This window comes from Pseudomonas sp. Pseusp18 (genome assembly GCF_059506005.1).
Genome location: NZ_CP169240.1, coordinates 783,574 through 799,531, shown reverse-complemented (window position 1 = coordinate 799,531; position 15,958 = coordinate 783,574). Strand labels below are relative to the sequence as shown.

General features: G+C 57.7%; 14 protein-coding genes and 1 pseudogene. 10 read left to right on the top strand and 5 right to left on the bottom strand.

The annotated features are described in order from the left end of the window. The first annotated feature begins 11 nt into the window (after positions 1 to 11). The 3 genes and pseudogenes from ACEN9A_RS03430 to ACEN9A_RS03420 form a co-directional block, all read left to right on the top strand. Positions 12 to 923 carry an ABC transporter permease subunit gene (locus tag ACEN9A_RS03430; protein WP_028939886.1) on the top strand — a complete coding sequence of 304 codons (912 nt, stop codon included), beginning with the start codon at positions 12 to 14 and terminating at the stop codon, positions 921 to 923. Positions 924 to 933: 10 nt separating this feature from the next. Further along, a complete protein-coding gene (locus ACEN9A_RS03425; protein WP_007941106.1) occupies positions 934 to 1,902 on the top strand; it encodes an ABC transporter ATP-binding protein in 969 nt (322 codons plus the stop codon). Then, positions 1,902 to 2,867: pseudogene (locus tag ACEN9A_RS03420) on the top strand (peptide ABC transporter ATP-binding protein); the annotation flags it as partial. The gene ACEN9A_RS03425 and the pseudogene ACEN9A_RS03420, both read left to right, overlap by 1 nt. A gap of 127 nt (positions 2,868 to 2,994) precedes the next feature. Here ACEN9A_RS03420 and ACEN9A_RS03415 read toward each other — a convergent pair. From ACEN9A_RS03415 to ACEN9A_RS03405, 3 genes are all read right to left on the bottom strand, one after another. Then, positions 2,995 to 3,210 (bottom strand): hypothetical protein, encoded by a 216-nt coding sequence (locus ACEN9A_RS03415; protein ID WP_258672356.1) that lies wholly within the window; start codon positions 3,208 to 3,210, stop codon positions 2,995 to 2,997. 146 nt (positions 3,211 to 3,356) lie between these two features. Further along, complete coding sequence (locus ACEN9A_RS03410; protein WP_258672355.1) at positions 3,357 to 4,595, bottom strand: MFS transporter; 1,239 nt, start codon at positions 4,593 to 4,595, stop codon at positions 3,357 to 3,359. 351 nt (positions 4,596 to 4,946) lie between these two features. Further along, positions 4,947 to 6,530: a peptide chain release factor 3 gene (locus ACEN9A_RS03405; protein ID WP_019651101.1), complete on the bottom strand. Its 1,584-nt coding sequence runs from the start codon at positions 6,528 to 6,530 to the stop codon at positions 4,947 to 4,949. Between the two features lie 415 nt (positions 6,531 to 6,945). Here ACEN9A_RS03405 and ACEN9A_RS03400 point away from each other — a divergent pair, with 415 nt between their 5' ends. The 7 genes from ACEN9A_RS03400 to ACEN9A_RS03370 all read left to right on the top strand — a co-directional run bounded on the left by ACEN9A_RS03400 (position 6,946) and on the right by ACEN9A_RS03370 (position 14,421). After that, positions 6,946 to 7,662 (top strand): ABC transporter permease, encoded by a 717-nt coding sequence (locus ACEN9A_RS03400; RefSeq protein ID WP_258672354.1) that lies wholly within the window; start codon positions 6,946 to 6,948, stop codon positions 7,660 to 7,662. Between the two features lie 20 nt (positions 7,663 to 7,682). Then, positions 7,683 to 8,600 carry a glycine betaine ABC transporter substrate-binding protein gene (locus ACEN9A_RS03395; RefSeq protein ID WP_258672353.1) on the top strand — a complete coding sequence of 306 codons (918 nt, stop codon included), beginning with the start codon at positions 7,683 to 7,685 and terminating at the stop codon, positions 8,598 to 8,600. A gap of 18 nt (positions 8,601 to 8,618) precedes the next feature. After that, on the top strand, positions 8,619 to 9,272 hold the full coding sequence (locus tag ACEN9A_RS03390; protein ID WP_258672352.1) for an ABC transporter permease: 654 nt from the start codon (positions 8,619 to 8,621) through the stop codon (positions 9,270 to 9,272). Continuing rightward, complete coding sequence (locus ACEN9A_RS03385) at positions 9,269 to 10,426, top strand: osmoprotectant ABC transporter ATP-binding protein OsmV (RefSeq protein ID WP_258672351.1); 1,158 nt, start codon at positions 9,269 to 9,271, stop codon at positions 10,424 to 10,426. Before ACEN9A_RS03390 ends, ACEN9A_RS03385 begins: the two co-directional genes overlap by 4 nt. Positions 10,427 to 10,937: 511 nt before the next feature. Beyond that, complete coding sequence (locus tag ACEN9A_RS03380) at positions 10,938 to 12,101, top strand: type III PLP-dependent enzyme (RefSeq protein ID WP_018929507.1); 1,164 nt, start codon at positions 10,938 to 10,940, stop codon at positions 12,099 to 12,101. 169 nt (positions 12,102 to 12,270) lie between these two features. Beyond that, positions 12,271 to 13,380, top strand: a complete 1,110-nt coding sequence (locus tag ACEN9A_RS03375; protein ID WP_258672350.1) for an alpha-xenorhabdolysin family binary toxin subunit A — start codon at positions 12,271 to 12,273, stop codon at positions 13,378 to 13,380. Between the two features lie 39 nt (positions 13,381 to 13,419). Next, positions 13,420 to 14,421: an alpha-xenorhabdolysin family binary toxin subunit B gene (locus tag ACEN9A_RS03370; RefSeq protein WP_258672349.1), complete on the top strand. Its 1,002-nt coding sequence runs from the start codon at positions 13,420 to 13,422 to the stop codon at positions 14,419 to 14,421. On the opposite strand, the gene ACEN9A_RS03365 is transcribed toward ACEN9A_RS03370, so the two are convergent. Together ACEN9A_RS03365 and ACEN9A_RS03360 are read right to left on the bottom strand one after the other, a co-directional pair. Next, positions 14,418 to 15,179 carry a tetratricopeptide repeat protein gene (locus ACEN9A_RS03365; RefSeq protein WP_258672348.1) on the bottom strand — a complete coding sequence of 254 codons (762 nt, stop codon included), beginning with the start codon at positions 15,177 to 15,179 and terminating at the stop codon, positions 14,418 to 14,420. The two genes, ACEN9A_RS03370 and ACEN9A_RS03365, sit on opposite strands and share 4 nt — an antisense overlap. Then, complete coding sequence (locus ACEN9A_RS03360) at positions 15,176 to 15,856, bottom strand: Fe2+-dependent dioxygenase (RefSeq protein ID WP_258672347.1); 681 nt, start codon at positions 15,854 to 15,856, stop codon at positions 15,176 to 15,178. The genes ACEN9A_RS03365 and ACEN9A_RS03360 overlap by 4 nt, the downstream gene beginning before the upstream one ends. Positions 15,857 to 15,958 lie beyond the last annotated feature (102 nt).

Genomic DNA, 15,958 nt, shown 5'->3' with positions numbered 1-15,958 from the left:
GATCAATGACCATGACCACTCTCACTACACCGGTAGCAGTCGATCAAAGCCTGCTGTATCCGTCGCCCTACAAAGAATTCTGGCATGCGTTTTCCAGGAACAAAGGGGCCGTCGCCGGCCTGTTGTTCATGCTGCTGGTGATTTTCTGCGCGATCTTCGCCCCGTGGGTCGCACCGCATAACCCGAGCGAACAGTACCGCGACTTCCTGCTGACCCCGCCCTCCTGGCTGGAAAGCGGGCATATCCAGTTCCTGCTGGGTACCGATGAACTCGGTCGTGACCTGCTGTCGCGTTTGATTCACGGCTCGCGCCTGTCCCTGCTGATCGGCTTGTCATCGGTGGTGATGTCGCTGATTCCGGGCATCCTGATGGGACTGTTCGCCGGGTTCTTCCCGCGCGTGCTCGGCCCGACCATCATGCGTCTGATGGACATCATGCTGGCCCTGCCGTCCCTGCTGCTGGCGGTGGCAATTGTCGCCATCCTCGGCCCTGGCCTGATCAACACCATTATTGCCATCGCCGTGGTTTCGTTGCCGTCCTATGTTCGTCTGACCCGCGCCGCGGTGATGGGCGAATTGAACCGCGACTACGTGACCGCCGCGCGCCTGGCCGGTGCCGGTCTACCTCGCCTGATGTTCGTCACCGTGCTGCCCAACTGCATGGCGCCGCTGATTGTTCAGGCCACCTTGAGTTTCTCCTCGGCGATTCTCGATGCCGCGGCACTGGGCTTCCTCGGCCTTGGCGTACAACCGCCAACCCCTGAGTGGGGCACCATGCTGGCTTCGGCTCGCGACTACATCGAACGCGCCTGGTGGGTGGTGAGCTTGCCTGGTTTGACCATTTTGCTCAGCGTGCTGGCAATCAACTTGATGGGCGACGGCCTGCGCGATGCGCTGGACCCGAAACTCAAGAACGCCGCCTGAGGAGATTCAAATGTCACTGTTAGAAATCAAGAATCTCAACGTTCGCTTCGGCGACGCCAACGCCGTTCCGGTGGTCGATGGTCTCGACATATCCGTGGAAAAGGGCGAAGTGCTGGCCATCGTTGGCGAGTCGGGTTCCGGCAAGTCCGTGACCATGATGGCGCTGATGGGCCTGATCGAGCATCCGGGGATCGTCACCGCCGACGCCCTGAATTTCGACGGCAAGAACATGCTCGCGCTCAGCAACCGTCAGCGTCGACAGATCGTCGGCAAAGACCTGGCCATGGTCTTCCAGGACCCGATGACCGCGCTGAACCCGAGCTACACCGTGGGCTTCCAGATCGAAGAAGTGCTGCGCCTGCATCTGAAAATGTCCAGGAAGGACGCTCGCAAGCGCGCCATCGAACTGCTGGAAAAAGTGGAAATCCCCGGCGCCGCCAGCCGTATGGATGCCTACCCGCATCAACTCTCCGGCGGCATGAGCCAGCGTGTTGCAATCGCCATGGCGATTGCCGGCGAGCCAAAACTGCTGATCGCCGACGAACCGACCACGGCACTCGACGTAACGATTCAGGCGCAGATCATGGACCTGCTGCTCGCCCTGCAGAAAGAGCAGAACATGGGCCTGGTGCTGATTACTCACGACCTCGCGGTCGTGGCCGAAACCGCCCAGCGCGTGTGCGTGATGTACGCCGGTCAAGCGGTTGAAGTCGGTCAGGTGCCGCAACTGTTCGACATTCCGGCGCACCCGTACAGCGAAGCGCTGCTCAAGGCCATTCCAGAACACAGCCTGGGTGCTGCGCGCCTGTCGACGCTGCCGGGCATCGTTCCCGGTCGTTACGACCGTCCGCAAGGTTGCCTGCTGTCGCCGCGCTGCCCGTACGTGCAAGACAATTGCCGCACCCAGCGTCCAGCCCTTGACCAGAAAAGCAACAGCCTCGCCCGCTGCTTCTACCCGTTGAACCAGGAGGTGGCGTAATGGCCGTCGTACTTACCGCCCGCAACCTGACCCGTCACTACGAAGTGTCTCGCGGCCTGTTCAAGGGTCATGCGACCGTACGCGCCCTCAACGGTGTGTCGTTCGAACTGGAAGCCGGCAAGACCCTCGCCGTAGTGGGCGAATCGGGTTGCGGCAAATCCACCCTGGCCCGTGCCCTGACTTTGATTGAAGAGCCATCCTCCGGCTCGTTGAAAATCGCCGGACAGGAAGTCGCCGGCGCCGACAAGGCTCAGCGCAAGCAACTGCGCAAAGATGTACAGATGGTGTTCCAGAGCCCGTACGCGTCGTTGAATCCACGGCAGAAAATCGGTGATCAGCTTGCAGAGCCATTATTGATCAACACCAACCTCAGTGCCGCCGAACGTCGCGAGAAAGTCCAGGCGATGATGAAGCAGGTGGGCTTGCGTCCCGAGCACTACCAGCGCTATCCGCACATGTTCTCCGGCGGTCAGCGCCAGCGGATCGCCCTGGCCCGCGCGATGATGTTGCAGCCGAAAGTGCTGGTGGCGGACGAACCGACCTCGGCGCTGGACGTGTCGATTCAGGCGCAGGTACTCAACCTGTTCATGGATTTGCAGCAAGAGTTCAACACCGCCTACGTGTTCATCTCCCACAACCTGGCGGTGGTACGCCACGTTGCCGATCACGTGATGGTGATGTACCTCGGCCGTCCAGTGGAAATGGGGCCGAAAGAGGACATCTACACCCGTCCCCTGCACCCGTACACCCAGGCGTTATTGTCGGCGACGCCGACCATTCACCCGGATCCGGACAAGCCGAAAATCAAGATCGTCGGCGAACTGCCAAACCCGCTGAACCCACCGTCCGGCTGCGCCTTCCACAAGCGCTGCCCGTACGCGACCGAGCGCTGTGCCATCGAAGAGCCGGCCCTGCGTCTGCTCGACACACGCCAAGTGGCTTGCCACTACGCCGAGCAATTCCTCGACGGCGCGGCCTTAAAAACCCGCGCCCCGGTGCCGGGGCGCGCTTTTGCTGAGTTAACCAAACCCCTTCTGCCTCGATTGCGCATCAGTCAGGCAGACGGGGTTTTCTTTTGCCTGTCATTCAGACTCAAGTGTCGTCTTCGTTGCTGTCTGGGTCGTCGGCGGTGTCGTCATCGTCCGAGCTGCCCGATTCCGATGCGGCGAGCATCAGCTCGCTGTGCACACCTTGCCCGCTCCAGGCCTGCTCATCATGGTTCGTGCACTCCGCCCACGCCGCTGACGTGCCGAGGGATAGCATCACCAAAACCTTCAGCAGCAACACTATGCGTTGAATAATGCTCATAGCCGATTCCATCCTTTCTTGGGTGAAGCATGGGTGCCGGAATGGCGCAGAGAGAAATTTAGCGCGATTCTCCAGATAGGACGCTAACGAAGGTCGGGAAATGCCGTGAGAAGGGAGATTGGTTTCGAATAATGCCTATAACCAGATCAACTAAGTGATGCGGGCTCGCTGCGCACGGAAGGAAGAGCCTTTTTATACCCGGACAACCGAGTCGCTTGATAAATCAGCGGTATGGACAACATCGCCAGCACCGCGCTTGCGAACCAGACGCTATGCCCGCCGTAATGACCATACAGCTGGCCGCCAAGGACAGGCGAAACCAGCGCGCTCGCACTCCAGCTCATGAAGAAGAGCCCAAAGTACTGGCCGCTTTTTCCGGCTTGGGCATGTTGCATCACCAACACATTCAGCGGCGGCATGAACAACGCCTCACCCAGCGTCCAGATCACCGTCGACAGGCAGGCGTAAAACAGCCCGGAACCCAGTGGCAACATGCCCAGCCCGACCGCCAGCATCAAGCATCCCGCCACCAGTTGCCGCCGCACGCCCCAGCGCTCCCCCCAATGGGACAGTGGAATTTGCAGCAACACCACCAACGTCGCATTGAGACCGAACTGCCAGCCAATGGCTTCGGTGCTCAACCGGTAGTAATCACGCAGATAGTTGCCCAACATGCTGTAGACCGTATCGAATGCCATTCCGAGCACGATCGCTGCGGCCAACAACCAGAGGAACGGTTTGTCGCGATACGGCACACCCAAACCCGACTCTGCATCGGGCGTTCCGTCAGCAATCAGCACCGGTCGACGCCATGTCGTACGGACAAACCAGAGCAATGCCAGCAAGGTCATGCCCGCGCTGACGAAAAATACCCAGCGAAAACCGGATTGTGCCAACACCCCGCCCAATACCCCGGCAACGGCCATCCCGAGGTTTCTGGCGACACGGCTCAAAGCCTGTGCACGCGGACGCTGTGCAACTTCGCAATACTCCATGATCAGCCGTTGATGCAGTGTCCGAATCGCTCCGTCGAGGATTCCACTGAGCAACAGCAGGCCAGCCAGCAGCGGTACTTGCGTGATCAGCCCCAGCAAAACCAGAACCCACACAGAGACAAAAAACAGTGCAGCGGTCAGCCGCGCCGTGCGGACATGATCGCTCAGCCATCCGCCCAGCATCGACCCGACCAGCAAGCCCGCGCCATAAGCGGATAACAGCCAGCCGACGGTTTCAATCGCCAGCCCCAGTTCCTGGCGCAGATACAACGCCATGAACAGCTTGACCATGCTGCTCAAGCGATTGATGAACAGCAACGCCGCCAGCACCCAGGCCATGGTGCTGAAATAGCCGTCCAGCCGCAGCAGGTGAGTCAGCCGACTCGTCATTCCATTGATCCTTGAAAAGGCCGCTTGTGTGAGCTTCGAACACTAGACGTCAGCGATCAGGTTGTCGCGGATAAAAACACCGAATATGCAAAAACGGAGGCAAGCCACAGGCGAACTGGAAAAAGCCTACAGCCAATGTTTGTCGCTGGCTCGCTGCAATCTGCGCGTTGTCGCACATTGCTTCTCGTAGGAGCTGCCGAAGGCTGCGATCTTTTGATCTGTTGTTCAAGGTCAAAAGATCGCAGCCTTCGGCACTTCGGCAGCTCCTTGGGGCGTGGAGCGGCACGCCGCCCGGGCAATAAAAAGCCCCGAGGCTCGCGCATCAGGGCTTTGGGGTTTGCAACTCAGCGCTTAGTGATGCTCACGCGTCGCACGGAATTTCACGTCCGGCCAGCGTTCTTCCATCAGTGCCAGGTTGACCCGGGTCGGGGCCAGGTAGGTCAGGTGACCGCCGCCGTCGAGGGCGAGGTTTTCCACGGCCTTGTTGGTGAATTCCTCAAGCTTCTTCTTGTCGCCGGACTCGATCCAGCGCGCGGAATACACCGTGATCGGCTCGTAGGAGCACTCGACCTTGTATTCCTCTTTCAAACGGCTGGCGACCACATCGAACTGCAGCACACCGACGGCGCCGAGAATGATGTCGTTGCTGCGCTCGGGGAAGAACACCTGGGTGGCGCCTTCTTCGGCCAGTTGCTGCAAGCCTTGACGCAGTTGCTTGGATTTCAGCGGATCGCGCAGGCGTACGCGGCGGAACAGTTCCGGGGCGAAGTGCGGGATGCCGGTGAAGCCCAGGGCTTCGCCTTCGGTGAAGGTGTCGCCGATCTGGATGGTGCCGTGGTTGTGCAGGCCGATGATGTCACCGGCGAACGCTTCTTCCAGTTGCTCACGCTCGGAGGAGAAGAAGGTCAGCGCGTCGCCGATCCGCACGTCCTTGCCGGTGCGCACATGGCGCATCTTCATGCCTTTTTCGTATTTGCCGGAGCAAATGCGCATGAAGGCGATGCGGTCGCGGTGTTTCGGGTCCATGTTCGCCTGGATCTTGAACACGAAACCGCTGAACTTCTCTTCCACTGGCTCGACGGTGCGCTCGTTGGCGACACGGGCCAGTGGTTGCGGTGCCCAGTCGACCACGGCGTCGAGTACGTGATCGACACCGAAGTTGCCCAGCGCGGTACCGAAGAACACCGGGGTCAGTTGGCCGTCGAGGAATTCCTGCTGGTTGAACTCGTGGCAGGCACCCTGCACCAACTCCAGCTGCTCGATGAAACGTTCGTACTCGTCACCCAAATGCGCGCGCGCTTCATCGGAATCGAGCTTCTCGATGATTTTGGTTTCGGTGCGCTCATGACCGTGGCCGGCGGTGTAGACGATGATGTAGTCGTCGGCGAGGTGATAAACACCCTTGAAGTCGCGGTAGCAACCGATCGGCCAGGTGATCGGAGCAGCCTTGATCTTCAGGACTGCTTCGATTTCGTCGAGCAGTTCGATCGGGTCGCGAATGTCACGGTCGAGTTTGTTGATGAAGCTGACGATCGGCGTGTCACGCAGGCGGCAGACGTCCATCAGGGCGATGGTCCGTGGTTCTACACCCTTACCGCCGTCGAGGACCATCAATGCCGAGTCCACCGCAGTCAGAGTGCGGTAGGTGTCTTCGGAGAAGTCTTCGTGGCCCGGGGTGTCGAGCAGGTTGACCATGTGGTCGCGATACGGGAACTGCATGACCGACGTGGTAATGGAGATACCCCGTTGTTTTTCCATTTCCATCCAGTCGGAGGTGGCATGGCGGTCGGACTTGCGAGACTTCACCGTGCCGGCAACCGCAATCGCCTTGCCCATCAGCAAGAGCTTCTCGGTGATGGTGGTCTTACCGGCATCGGGGTGGGAAATAATGGCGAAAGTGCGGCGTTTCGCGACTTCGGCGGCCTGTTTGGTCATGGGAAATCGCCTGGCGGTGATTCAAAAAAGGGCGGCGAGTATAGCTTAAAAAGTGATCTACGGACCACCATCCACAGGGCTGACGGAGGTTGCAACCCAACGTAGGAGCTGCCGAAGGCTGCGATCTTTTGATCTTCGCTTCTAAACGCAACATCAAAAGATCGCAGGCTTCGCCAGCTCCTACGCTGCTGATTATGGAACCTTTTAAAAGGTGGAGGCGTCCACTCCCCTGTTACGACCCATCGTCAGGGGCTGAAAAATCAGCAAGTTAGCCTGACGAGGCTGCGCTTATGGCTCGATTTCATGCGGTTTTATCAGCATGTAGAGCTGCTTCTCGCGAACGTTGTTTTCCCGGCAGCCAGGAATGGCATGCCACACGGGACTGCGTTCGCCGACTGAAAAAAGGAGTCTGCCTGTGGCTATTCGCTATGGCAAAGGGCTGACAGGAGGTGCGGTTGTCGTCGCCCTTCTGGCCCTGCTGGTCCACTGGATTGGCATCAACACGATCGAACTGTACCGCGACGATTTGTTGTTTTACCTGCAAGCTCATCTGATTCTTGTCCTCGCTTCCATGCTGGCCGCCCTCGTTGTGGGCATCCCCGCCGGCATCGTCTTAAGCCGCCCGACCATGGTCGGACGCGCCGAACGCTTCATGCAGATCTTCAACATCGGCAACACCGTGCCGCCGCTCGCCGTACTGGCCATCGCCCTGGGCATCCTCGGCATCGGCAGCGGCCCGGCGATCTTCGCTCTGTTCCTGGCTTCGCTGTTGCCGATCGTGCGCAACACCTATGAAGGGCTGAAAAACGTTCAGGGTTCGCTCAAGGAAGCCGCCGTCGGCATCGGCATGACCCCGACTCAGGTGCTGTGCCGGGTCGAATTGCCGAATGCCGTGCCAATCATCATCGGTGGCGTGCGCGTGGCGCTGGCGATCAACGTCGGGACCGCGCCGCTGGCGTTCCTGATTGGCGCCAACAGTCTGGGCAGCCTGATTTTCCCCGGCATAGCCCTGAACAATCAGCCGCAACTGCTGCTCGGCGCGGCCTGCACCGCCCTGCTGGCCTTGCTGCTCGACGGTCTGGTGACACTCGCCAGCCGCCTCTGGCTCGAACGCGGCCTGCGCCCGTCTTAAGCCTCGGCAAAGGAATTCTCATGAAAGCTCTTTTTACAAAAGGCAGTAGCTTTTTACTAGGCTGCGTTCTGCTGCTCGCAGGATTTGCCCAAGCCGCAGAAAAACCGCTGATCCGCATCGGCGCCCGGGTGTTCACCGAACAAACCCTGCTCGCGGAAATCACTTCCCAATACCTGCGCACCAAGGGCTACGAAACCCAGGTGACCGGCGGCCTGGGCAGCAACCTGGCCCGCAGCGCGCACGAAAGTGGCCAACTGGACATGCTCTGGGAATACACCGGCGTCTCGCTGGTGGCTTACAACCATGTCACTGAAAAACTCGACAGCGCGCAGTCCTACGCCCGAGTGAAAGAACTCGACGGAAAAAAAGGCCTGATCTGGCTGACTCCGTCGAAATTCAGCAACACCTACGCCTTGGCCCTGCCGGAAAAAACCGCGAAGGCTTATCCGCAGATCAACACCATCAGCCAGTTGAACGAGGTGTTGCAAGCCGAGGCGAAGACTAATCACCTCGTCGCTTTGGACACCGAATTCGCCAACCGTTCCGACGGTCTGGGCGGCATGGTTGATCTCTATGGCATGAACCTGACCCGCAACAACATTCGCCAGATGGATGCCGGGCTGGTCTACACCGCCCTGCGCAACGGCCAGGTGTTCGCCGGCCTGGTCTACACCACCGACGGTCGCTTGAACGCCTTCAAACTCAAGTTGCTCGAAGACGACAAGCATTACTTCCCCGACTACACCGCCGCGCCGGTGGTGCGCCAGGCCTACCTCGATGCCCACCCGAAACTCGCCGAAGAGCTCAAGCCACTGGCCGAACTGTTCGACGACGCCACCATGCGCCAGCTCAACGCACGGGTCGATGTCGATCACGAAAGCCCTTCATCCGTTGCCGCCGATTTCCTGCGCCAGCATCCACTGCTGTCTGTTCAATAAGGCAGAGGAGAAAAAGACATGGAATTTCTCAACGCCTTTTCCCATCTCGATTGGCCGCTAGTGCTGCACCTGACCTGGCAGCACATCACCCTGGTTGGCATCGCGGTAACGCTGGCGATTCTGGTCGGCGTGCCGCTGGGCATCCTGATGACCCGCTTCCCGACATTGGCCGGCCCGTTGCAAGCCAGCGCCACGGTTTTGCTGACCGTGCCGTCGATTGCCCTGTTCGGCCTGCTGTTGCCGTTCTACTCCAGGTTCGGCCAGGGCCTGGGCCCGATGCCGGCGATCACTGCAGTGTTTCTCTATTCGCTGCTGCCGATCATGCGTAACACCTACCTGGCGCTGACCGGCGTGGAACCCGGCATTCGCGAAGCCGCCCGCGGTATCGGCATGACCTTCGGCCAGCGCCTGCGCATGGTCGAACTGCCAATTGCCGTGCCGGTGATCCTCGCCGGTGTACGCACCGCCGTGGTGATGAACATCGGCGTGATGACCATCGCCGCGACCATCGGCGCCGGTGGCCTCGGTGTACTCATCCTCGCTTCCATCAGCCGCAGCGACATGTCGATGCTGATCGTCGGCGCGGTGCTGGTCAGTCTCCTGGCCATCTTCGCCGACCTGCTTCTGCAATGGCTGCAACGCGCGCTGACCCCAAAAGGACTCTTGAAATGATCGAACTTCAAAACCTCAGCAAGACCTTCCAAAGCAACGGCAAAGATGTGAACGCCGTGGACTCGGTGAGCCTGACCGTCAACGAAGGCGAGATCTGTGTGTTCCTCGGGCCATCGGGCTGCGGCAAGAGCACCACGCTGAAGATGATCAACCGGTTGATCAAACCGACCTCGGGCAAGATCCTGATCAACGGCGAAGACACCACCGACCTCGACGAAGTGACGCTGCGCCGCAACATCGGTTATGTGATCCAGCAGATCGGTCTGTTCCCGAACATGACCATCGAGGAAAACATCACCATCGTTCCGCGCCTGCTCGGCTGGGACAAACAGAAATGCCACGACCGCGCCCGCGAGTTGATGAGCATGATCAAGCTTGAGCCCAAGCAATACCTGACTCGCTACCCCCGTGAATTGTCCGGCGGCCAACAGCAGCGGATCGGGGTGATTCGTGCGCTGGCGGCGGATGCACCGTTGTTGTTGATGGACGAACCGTTCGGCGCGGTCGACCCGATCAACCGCGAGATGATCCAGAACGAGTTCTTCGAAATGCAACGGGCGCTGAACAAGACCGTGATCATGGTCAGCCATGACATCGACGAAGCCATCAAGCTCGGCGACAAAATCGCGATTTTCCGCGCCGGCAAGTTGTTGCAGATCGACCACCCAGACACCTTGCTCGCGCATCCTGCGGACGACTTTGTCAGCAACTTCGTCGGCCAGGACAGCACGCTAAAGCGGCTGTTGCTGGTGAAGGCTGAAGATGCGGCGGACAACGCGCCGTCGGTCAGCCCGCAAACCCCGGTGGCCGAAGCGCTGGAGTTGATGGACGAACTGGACCGTCGCTACGTGGTGGTGACCTGCGCCGAGAACAAGGCCTTGGGCTACGTGCGTCGGCGCGACCTGCATCGCCAGACCGGCACCTGCGCGCAATACCGGCGCGAGTTCAACGCCACCGCGGCGTATGACGAACATTTGCGCATCCTGCTGTCGCGTATGTACGAGTTCAACCGCTCGTGGTTGCCGGTGATGGATGCCGAGCGGGTGTTTCTGGGGGAAGTGACTCAGGAATCGATTGCGGAATATTTGAGCTCCGGCAAGTCCCGTGGGGGCAAGACCAGCATTGTTTCACCTGCGGAAACTGCGTTGGCCTGATCTGTCTGAGGCTCTAGTGCTTTTGTGGCGAGGGAGCTTGCTCCCGTTCGGCTGCGAAGCAGTCGTAAAGTCAGCCGATGCGATCCTTCTGAAGAACCGCATTGCCTGATTTTGGGGCCGCTACGCGGCCCAGCGGGAGCAAGCTCCCTCGCCACAAAAGCCAAGCAAGCGCCCTTCTAAAATCCTTGTCTTGGGAACATCACACTGTCACGCAGGTCGGTTACATCAGTAGCTGTCAGGGACCGCACGACGGAAGCGTGCAAAAACGCGACATTTTTTGTTGATCTCAAGCCCCTCACGCCCTAAAGTTCGCGCCGAACGTCCATGCTGGAAACGATCCATCCGGCTCAAGTACTGACGACGAGACAGCAAGGCCAAGGGAAGCACCGCCTCCCATGGCCTTTTTGCTTTCGGCGACATGCCTTGGGAAGTAGGCGAACCAAAGTGGGGATACGGAGGGCGTTCATTTGCACCCATTGATAATTTCAGTTTGCCAGTAGGAGTTCCCAGCATGTCGATCAACGTCGAAGACTATTTCGCGCGCGAAACCTTCCAGAAAATGAAGGCCTTCGCCGACAAACAAGAAACCCCGTTCGTGGTGATCGACACCGCGATGATCGCCCAGGCCTATGACGACCTGCGTGCCGGTTTCGAATTTGCCAAGGTCTACTACGCGGTCAAGGCCAACCCGGCCGTGGAAATCATCGACCTGCTCAAAGAGAAAGGCTCGAGCTTCGACATCGCCTCGATCTATGAGCTGGACAAAGTGCTGAGCCGTGGCGTCAGCGCCGACCAGATCAGCTACGGCAACACCATCAAGAAATCCAAAGACATTCGCTACTTCTACGACAAGGGCGTGCGCCTGTACGCCACCGACTCCGAAGCCGACCTGCGCAACATCGCCAAGGCCGCTCCGGGCTCGAAAGTCTACGTGCGTATCCTGACTGAAGGCTCGACCACTGCCGACTGGCCTTTGTCGCGCAAATTCGGCTGCCAGACCGACATGGCCATGGACCTGCTGATCCTGGCTCGTGACCTGGGCCTGGTGCCATACGGCATCTCGTTCCACGTCGGTTCGCAGCAGCGCGACATCAGCGTCTGGGACGCGGCAATCGCCAAGGTCAAAGTGATCTTCGAACGCCTGAAAGAAGAAGACGGCATCCACCTGAAGCTGATCAACATGGGTGGCGGCTTCCCGGCCAACTACATCACCCGCACCAACAGCCTGGAAACCTACGCTGAAGAAATCATCCGCTTCCTGAAGGAAGACTTCGGCGACGACCTGCCGGAAATCATCCTGGAGCCGGGCCGTTCGCTGATCGCCAACGCCGGCATTCTGGTCAGCGAAGTGGTGCTGGTGGCGCGTAAATCCCGTACCGCTGTAGAGCGTTGGGTGTACACGGATGTGGGCAAGTTCTCCGGCCTGATCGAAACCATGGACGAAGCCATCAAGTTTCCGATCTGGACCGAGAAGAAAGGCGAGATGGAAGAAGTGGTCATCGCCGGCCCGACCTGCGACAGCGCCGACATCATGTACGAAAACTACAAGTACGGTTTGCCGCTGAACCTGGCCATTGGTGATCGTTTGTACTGGTTGTCGACTGGTGCATATACCACCAGTTATAGCGCGGTTGAATTCAATGGCTTCCCGCCGCTGAAGTCGTTTTACGTTTAACAAGCAATCGCCCACTGAGAAAACCCGTGAATTTCACGGGTTTTTTTATTTCTGCTTACAGCTAAACCAACTTAACCACCAACTCCATATATCGTTACACACCCATCAACCGTTCAACCCCAAAGTAAAGTTATGCTGCGCACCCACTAACTTGAAATGGATTTCAAACATGCAACTTAATCAAGCACCATTCTATACCGCCGAACCCATTAGCAAAGGCTTCGCCTTTAGCACCTCTCCGCCAATTGTTGACAAAAAAGATATCCAACGAATCAAAGAGTATATTACTACCGCCAAGTCACTTCCAGTAAACATTGACGACGTTAAAATCCTGTTAAAAAGCGAACATACTGGTATCGCGGGACTGGAGCCTTATGACATAGCAAATGCCTGTACCAAAATCGTCACTAATGCCAATAGCTGGAACGACATCGAGTTGTCGATGAAAAGAGTCGCTGGCAGCCTCCAGACATTTTCTGAAGACCTGCGGTATTTCGGAGACGACATTATCGCCGCCATTGAAACAATGCCCGGCTACCAAAATTACATTGGCACAATTGAAGGCCTGACTGACGAAGAGGTTGCCAGACTTCCTGAACTTAAAATTGGACGGGACGAGAAAAATAGATTTCCGTCCATCAAGGACTCTATCCAGTTCATTGCCAGCTCCATCGAACAAAAGAAAACCAGCAGCACTGACATCCAGCTTCGCCTGAAACTCTTCAAAACCGAACTGACGAATGTGGTCGCGGTATTGATCGGAGAAAAGCTCAAGCTTGCCGGCAGCCACGAATTGAATGCCGAGATCACTAGACTCAATGCTGAAATTGATGAAGCTCAACGCTTGGTCGATGAAAAAACCAAAGAAAACGAACCCAACTTCTTCGATTACTTCATGGCTTTCACCGACCCGCTGGGATCCCAATATCTAAGAGTCAAAGCCATGCTGCGAGATGTCCACGTAGCTCCCTTGATCCGACGCCGGGATGAACTCACCGAGCAAGTACGCAAGAAGAGTGTTTTGACGGGCACCTTGTTAGTCCTCCACGACCGTTTGTACAGCGTCGATTCTTACATCATCGGAGCGGTGGAAAGTACTGCACTTCTAGAAACTTTGTGGATCACGATTTCCGAATACATCGACTCGTCAAAAAACAAAATCGATGGCATTCACGAATTCCTCACGCTCAGGTCCTTTGTTTCGAGCCTGAAAGTTGTGCTCAGCAACTGGAAGAATATTGAATCCAACGCCAAAGCGTTAACCAAAGCATTCGACTGATACCAAAGCCAATCTACCCCACTATAAACAAGGATATTTATGAACATCCCATCGTATACCGCACCTGACATGTCTATTATTCGCGACAGCCGAGAAACCATTCGCTATCAGGCCATTATCGGCTCCGCTGACCTGTATATCGAAGCCCTGCGCAATGAACTGATCAAGCTTAATGCTCAAATTACCGAGACAGACCTGGTCGCGTCCAAGACATTAACTTCTGCAATCATCAGCCTGGAAACCACGGCACTCAACGAGACGCTGGAAGCGCTGACCGCTCTGTCAGCCGGCGAAGTGAACTCACAAACCAAAAACGCCATTGAGTCCTATACCAAAACAGCCACACAATTGATCTCGATGTGCACTAACAAGCTGGACGAAGCTCAGACAGAACTCAGCGACGCTATCCACAGTGTCCGGTATTCCTCCATCAGCAATAATCGATTCAAGATTGCCGAACTGGCGCAAGCTCGCGAGACATTGGCCATTGAGCTGGACAAAGAAAAGCCACCCGTGGATAAGCTGCTCGAAGATGAAAAGATCTTGAACGAAGCGATCAGCCTGTTTGAAAGCCTCAGCTTCATTGATCGCCTGAAACCTCTGCTGGAGCAACTGACAGGGATGATCGGCAATCAACCTGAAACGCCTCAATCCGCCGCGTTGAAGGCTGGCATTGTGGTCGCGAACAAGTTTCTTGATGAGGCAAACGAACTGATCAAATACCAGGACCTGATCAAAGCTCGAACCACACTGCGGGTTCGCCTTAAAGATCGACAAGGTCGCCTGGACTCTCTCGTCACCCAAATGAGCGACATCGACAAGAAAGTCAAACAGCTGAACGACACGAAAAAGGTGATCGAACCGCGCGACTCGTATGCGGATGAAACGAGCAGCATTGTCGAAGCCGTGTCACTGTTTCTCGAAACCATCACCGAGGGTGCTGGAAACGACGTCTCCCAAAAGGGTCAAAAGCTGATCGCGCAGGCCAAGCCTTTCAAGCGCTACCTGGAAAACCTTAAAGGCCAGTGGCTGCGCGGCTAACCCAACGGTTGAGCGAGATCGGATGCACGCTGGTTATACTTCCCAGCCATCTCTCGAATCCTGGGGTGGGAGGCGTTATTCAGCGCCTCCCCGCTTACCCGCAAAAAGTTCTGGTTACCGGTGGCCAATGCCCGACGTAACCAGGACAGCGCTTCGTCAACATGCCCCTCATCGGCCAGGAGTGCCGCATAACTGAACTGACCTCGAAAATCCCCGCCTTCGGCAGATCGTCGATACCAGACTCGCGCCGCGAGAGGGTCGGCGAGGCAAGACTCGCCTTCTTCCAGATAACGCCCCAGCAGATTCATCGACTTTGCGTGGCCCAATTCAGCGGCACGCCGATAGAGATTCAGCGCTTGCGACTGGTTTTCAGCCACCCCGCGCCCGGTAGCCAGCAGATTGGCGTAGTTGTACATCGCCCAATCCAGCCCGGCTTCGGCGGCGACACGATAATGCCCCGCGGCTATCGAGCCATCGGCGGTGCACCCCCAGCCATGTTCATGGCAACGACCGAGCATGTTGCGCGCCATCAAGTGCCCGCGCTGAGCCGCAATCTCGAACCAGCGCAGCGCCAGCGGCTGATCCCGCTCGATACCCCGCCCGTCCAGCAAAATCTGTCCCAGCAAGGCCTGGGCATCCAGCACACCTTCACGGGCGGCGATCAGAATCGCCTGGGCCGCCCGCGCCGGACTTTCCTCCAGCATGGCTTTGAGGCGATCACCGTCGAGGACTTCCTCGCGGCGCAATTGATAACTCATACCTCGACCCAGCGACGCAACAGGTTGTGGTAAGTACCGGTCAGGCGGATCAATGAAGGATGGTCGGGCAAGTCCTGGGTCAGCTGCTGAATTGCCCCGTCCATCTCGAACAGCAAAGCGCGCTGGTTGTCTTCACGCACCAGGCTTTGCGTCCAGAAAAACGATGCGTAGCGGGTTCCACGCGTGACGGCGTTGACCTTGTGCAGGCTGGTGCCGGGATACAGGACCATATCGCCGGCCGGCAATTTCACGCGCTGAGTGCCGAAGGTGTCCTGGATTTCCAGTTCGCCGCCGTCGTAATCCTCCGGGTCACTGAAGAACAGCGTCGCCGACAGGTCGGTGCGCACCCGCTCGATGCTGCCCTTGGGCTGACGCACGGCATTGTCGATATGGAAGTCGAAACTGCCACCGGCCGTGTAACAGTTCAGCAACGGAGGGAAGACCTTGTGCGGTAATGCCGCTGACATGAACTGCGGATTTTTCCACAGCCGTTCGAGCATCGCCGCACCGATTTCCTTGGTCAACGGATGTCCTTCAGGCAGTTGCAGATTGTGCTTGGCCTTCGCCGACTGATAACCGGCGGTAATTTTGCCATCGGCCCAATCCGACTGCGCCAGGGCCTCGCGAATGCGCTGCACTTCTTCTTTCGCGAACACGCCGGGAATGTGCAACAACATGGAAAGACACCTGAAAGCAAAGGGGCGCTAATGGTATTGATTCTTATTACATATGTAAAACCCAAGAGACGAATGAACCCGCAAAAACCGTAAAGGCAAATT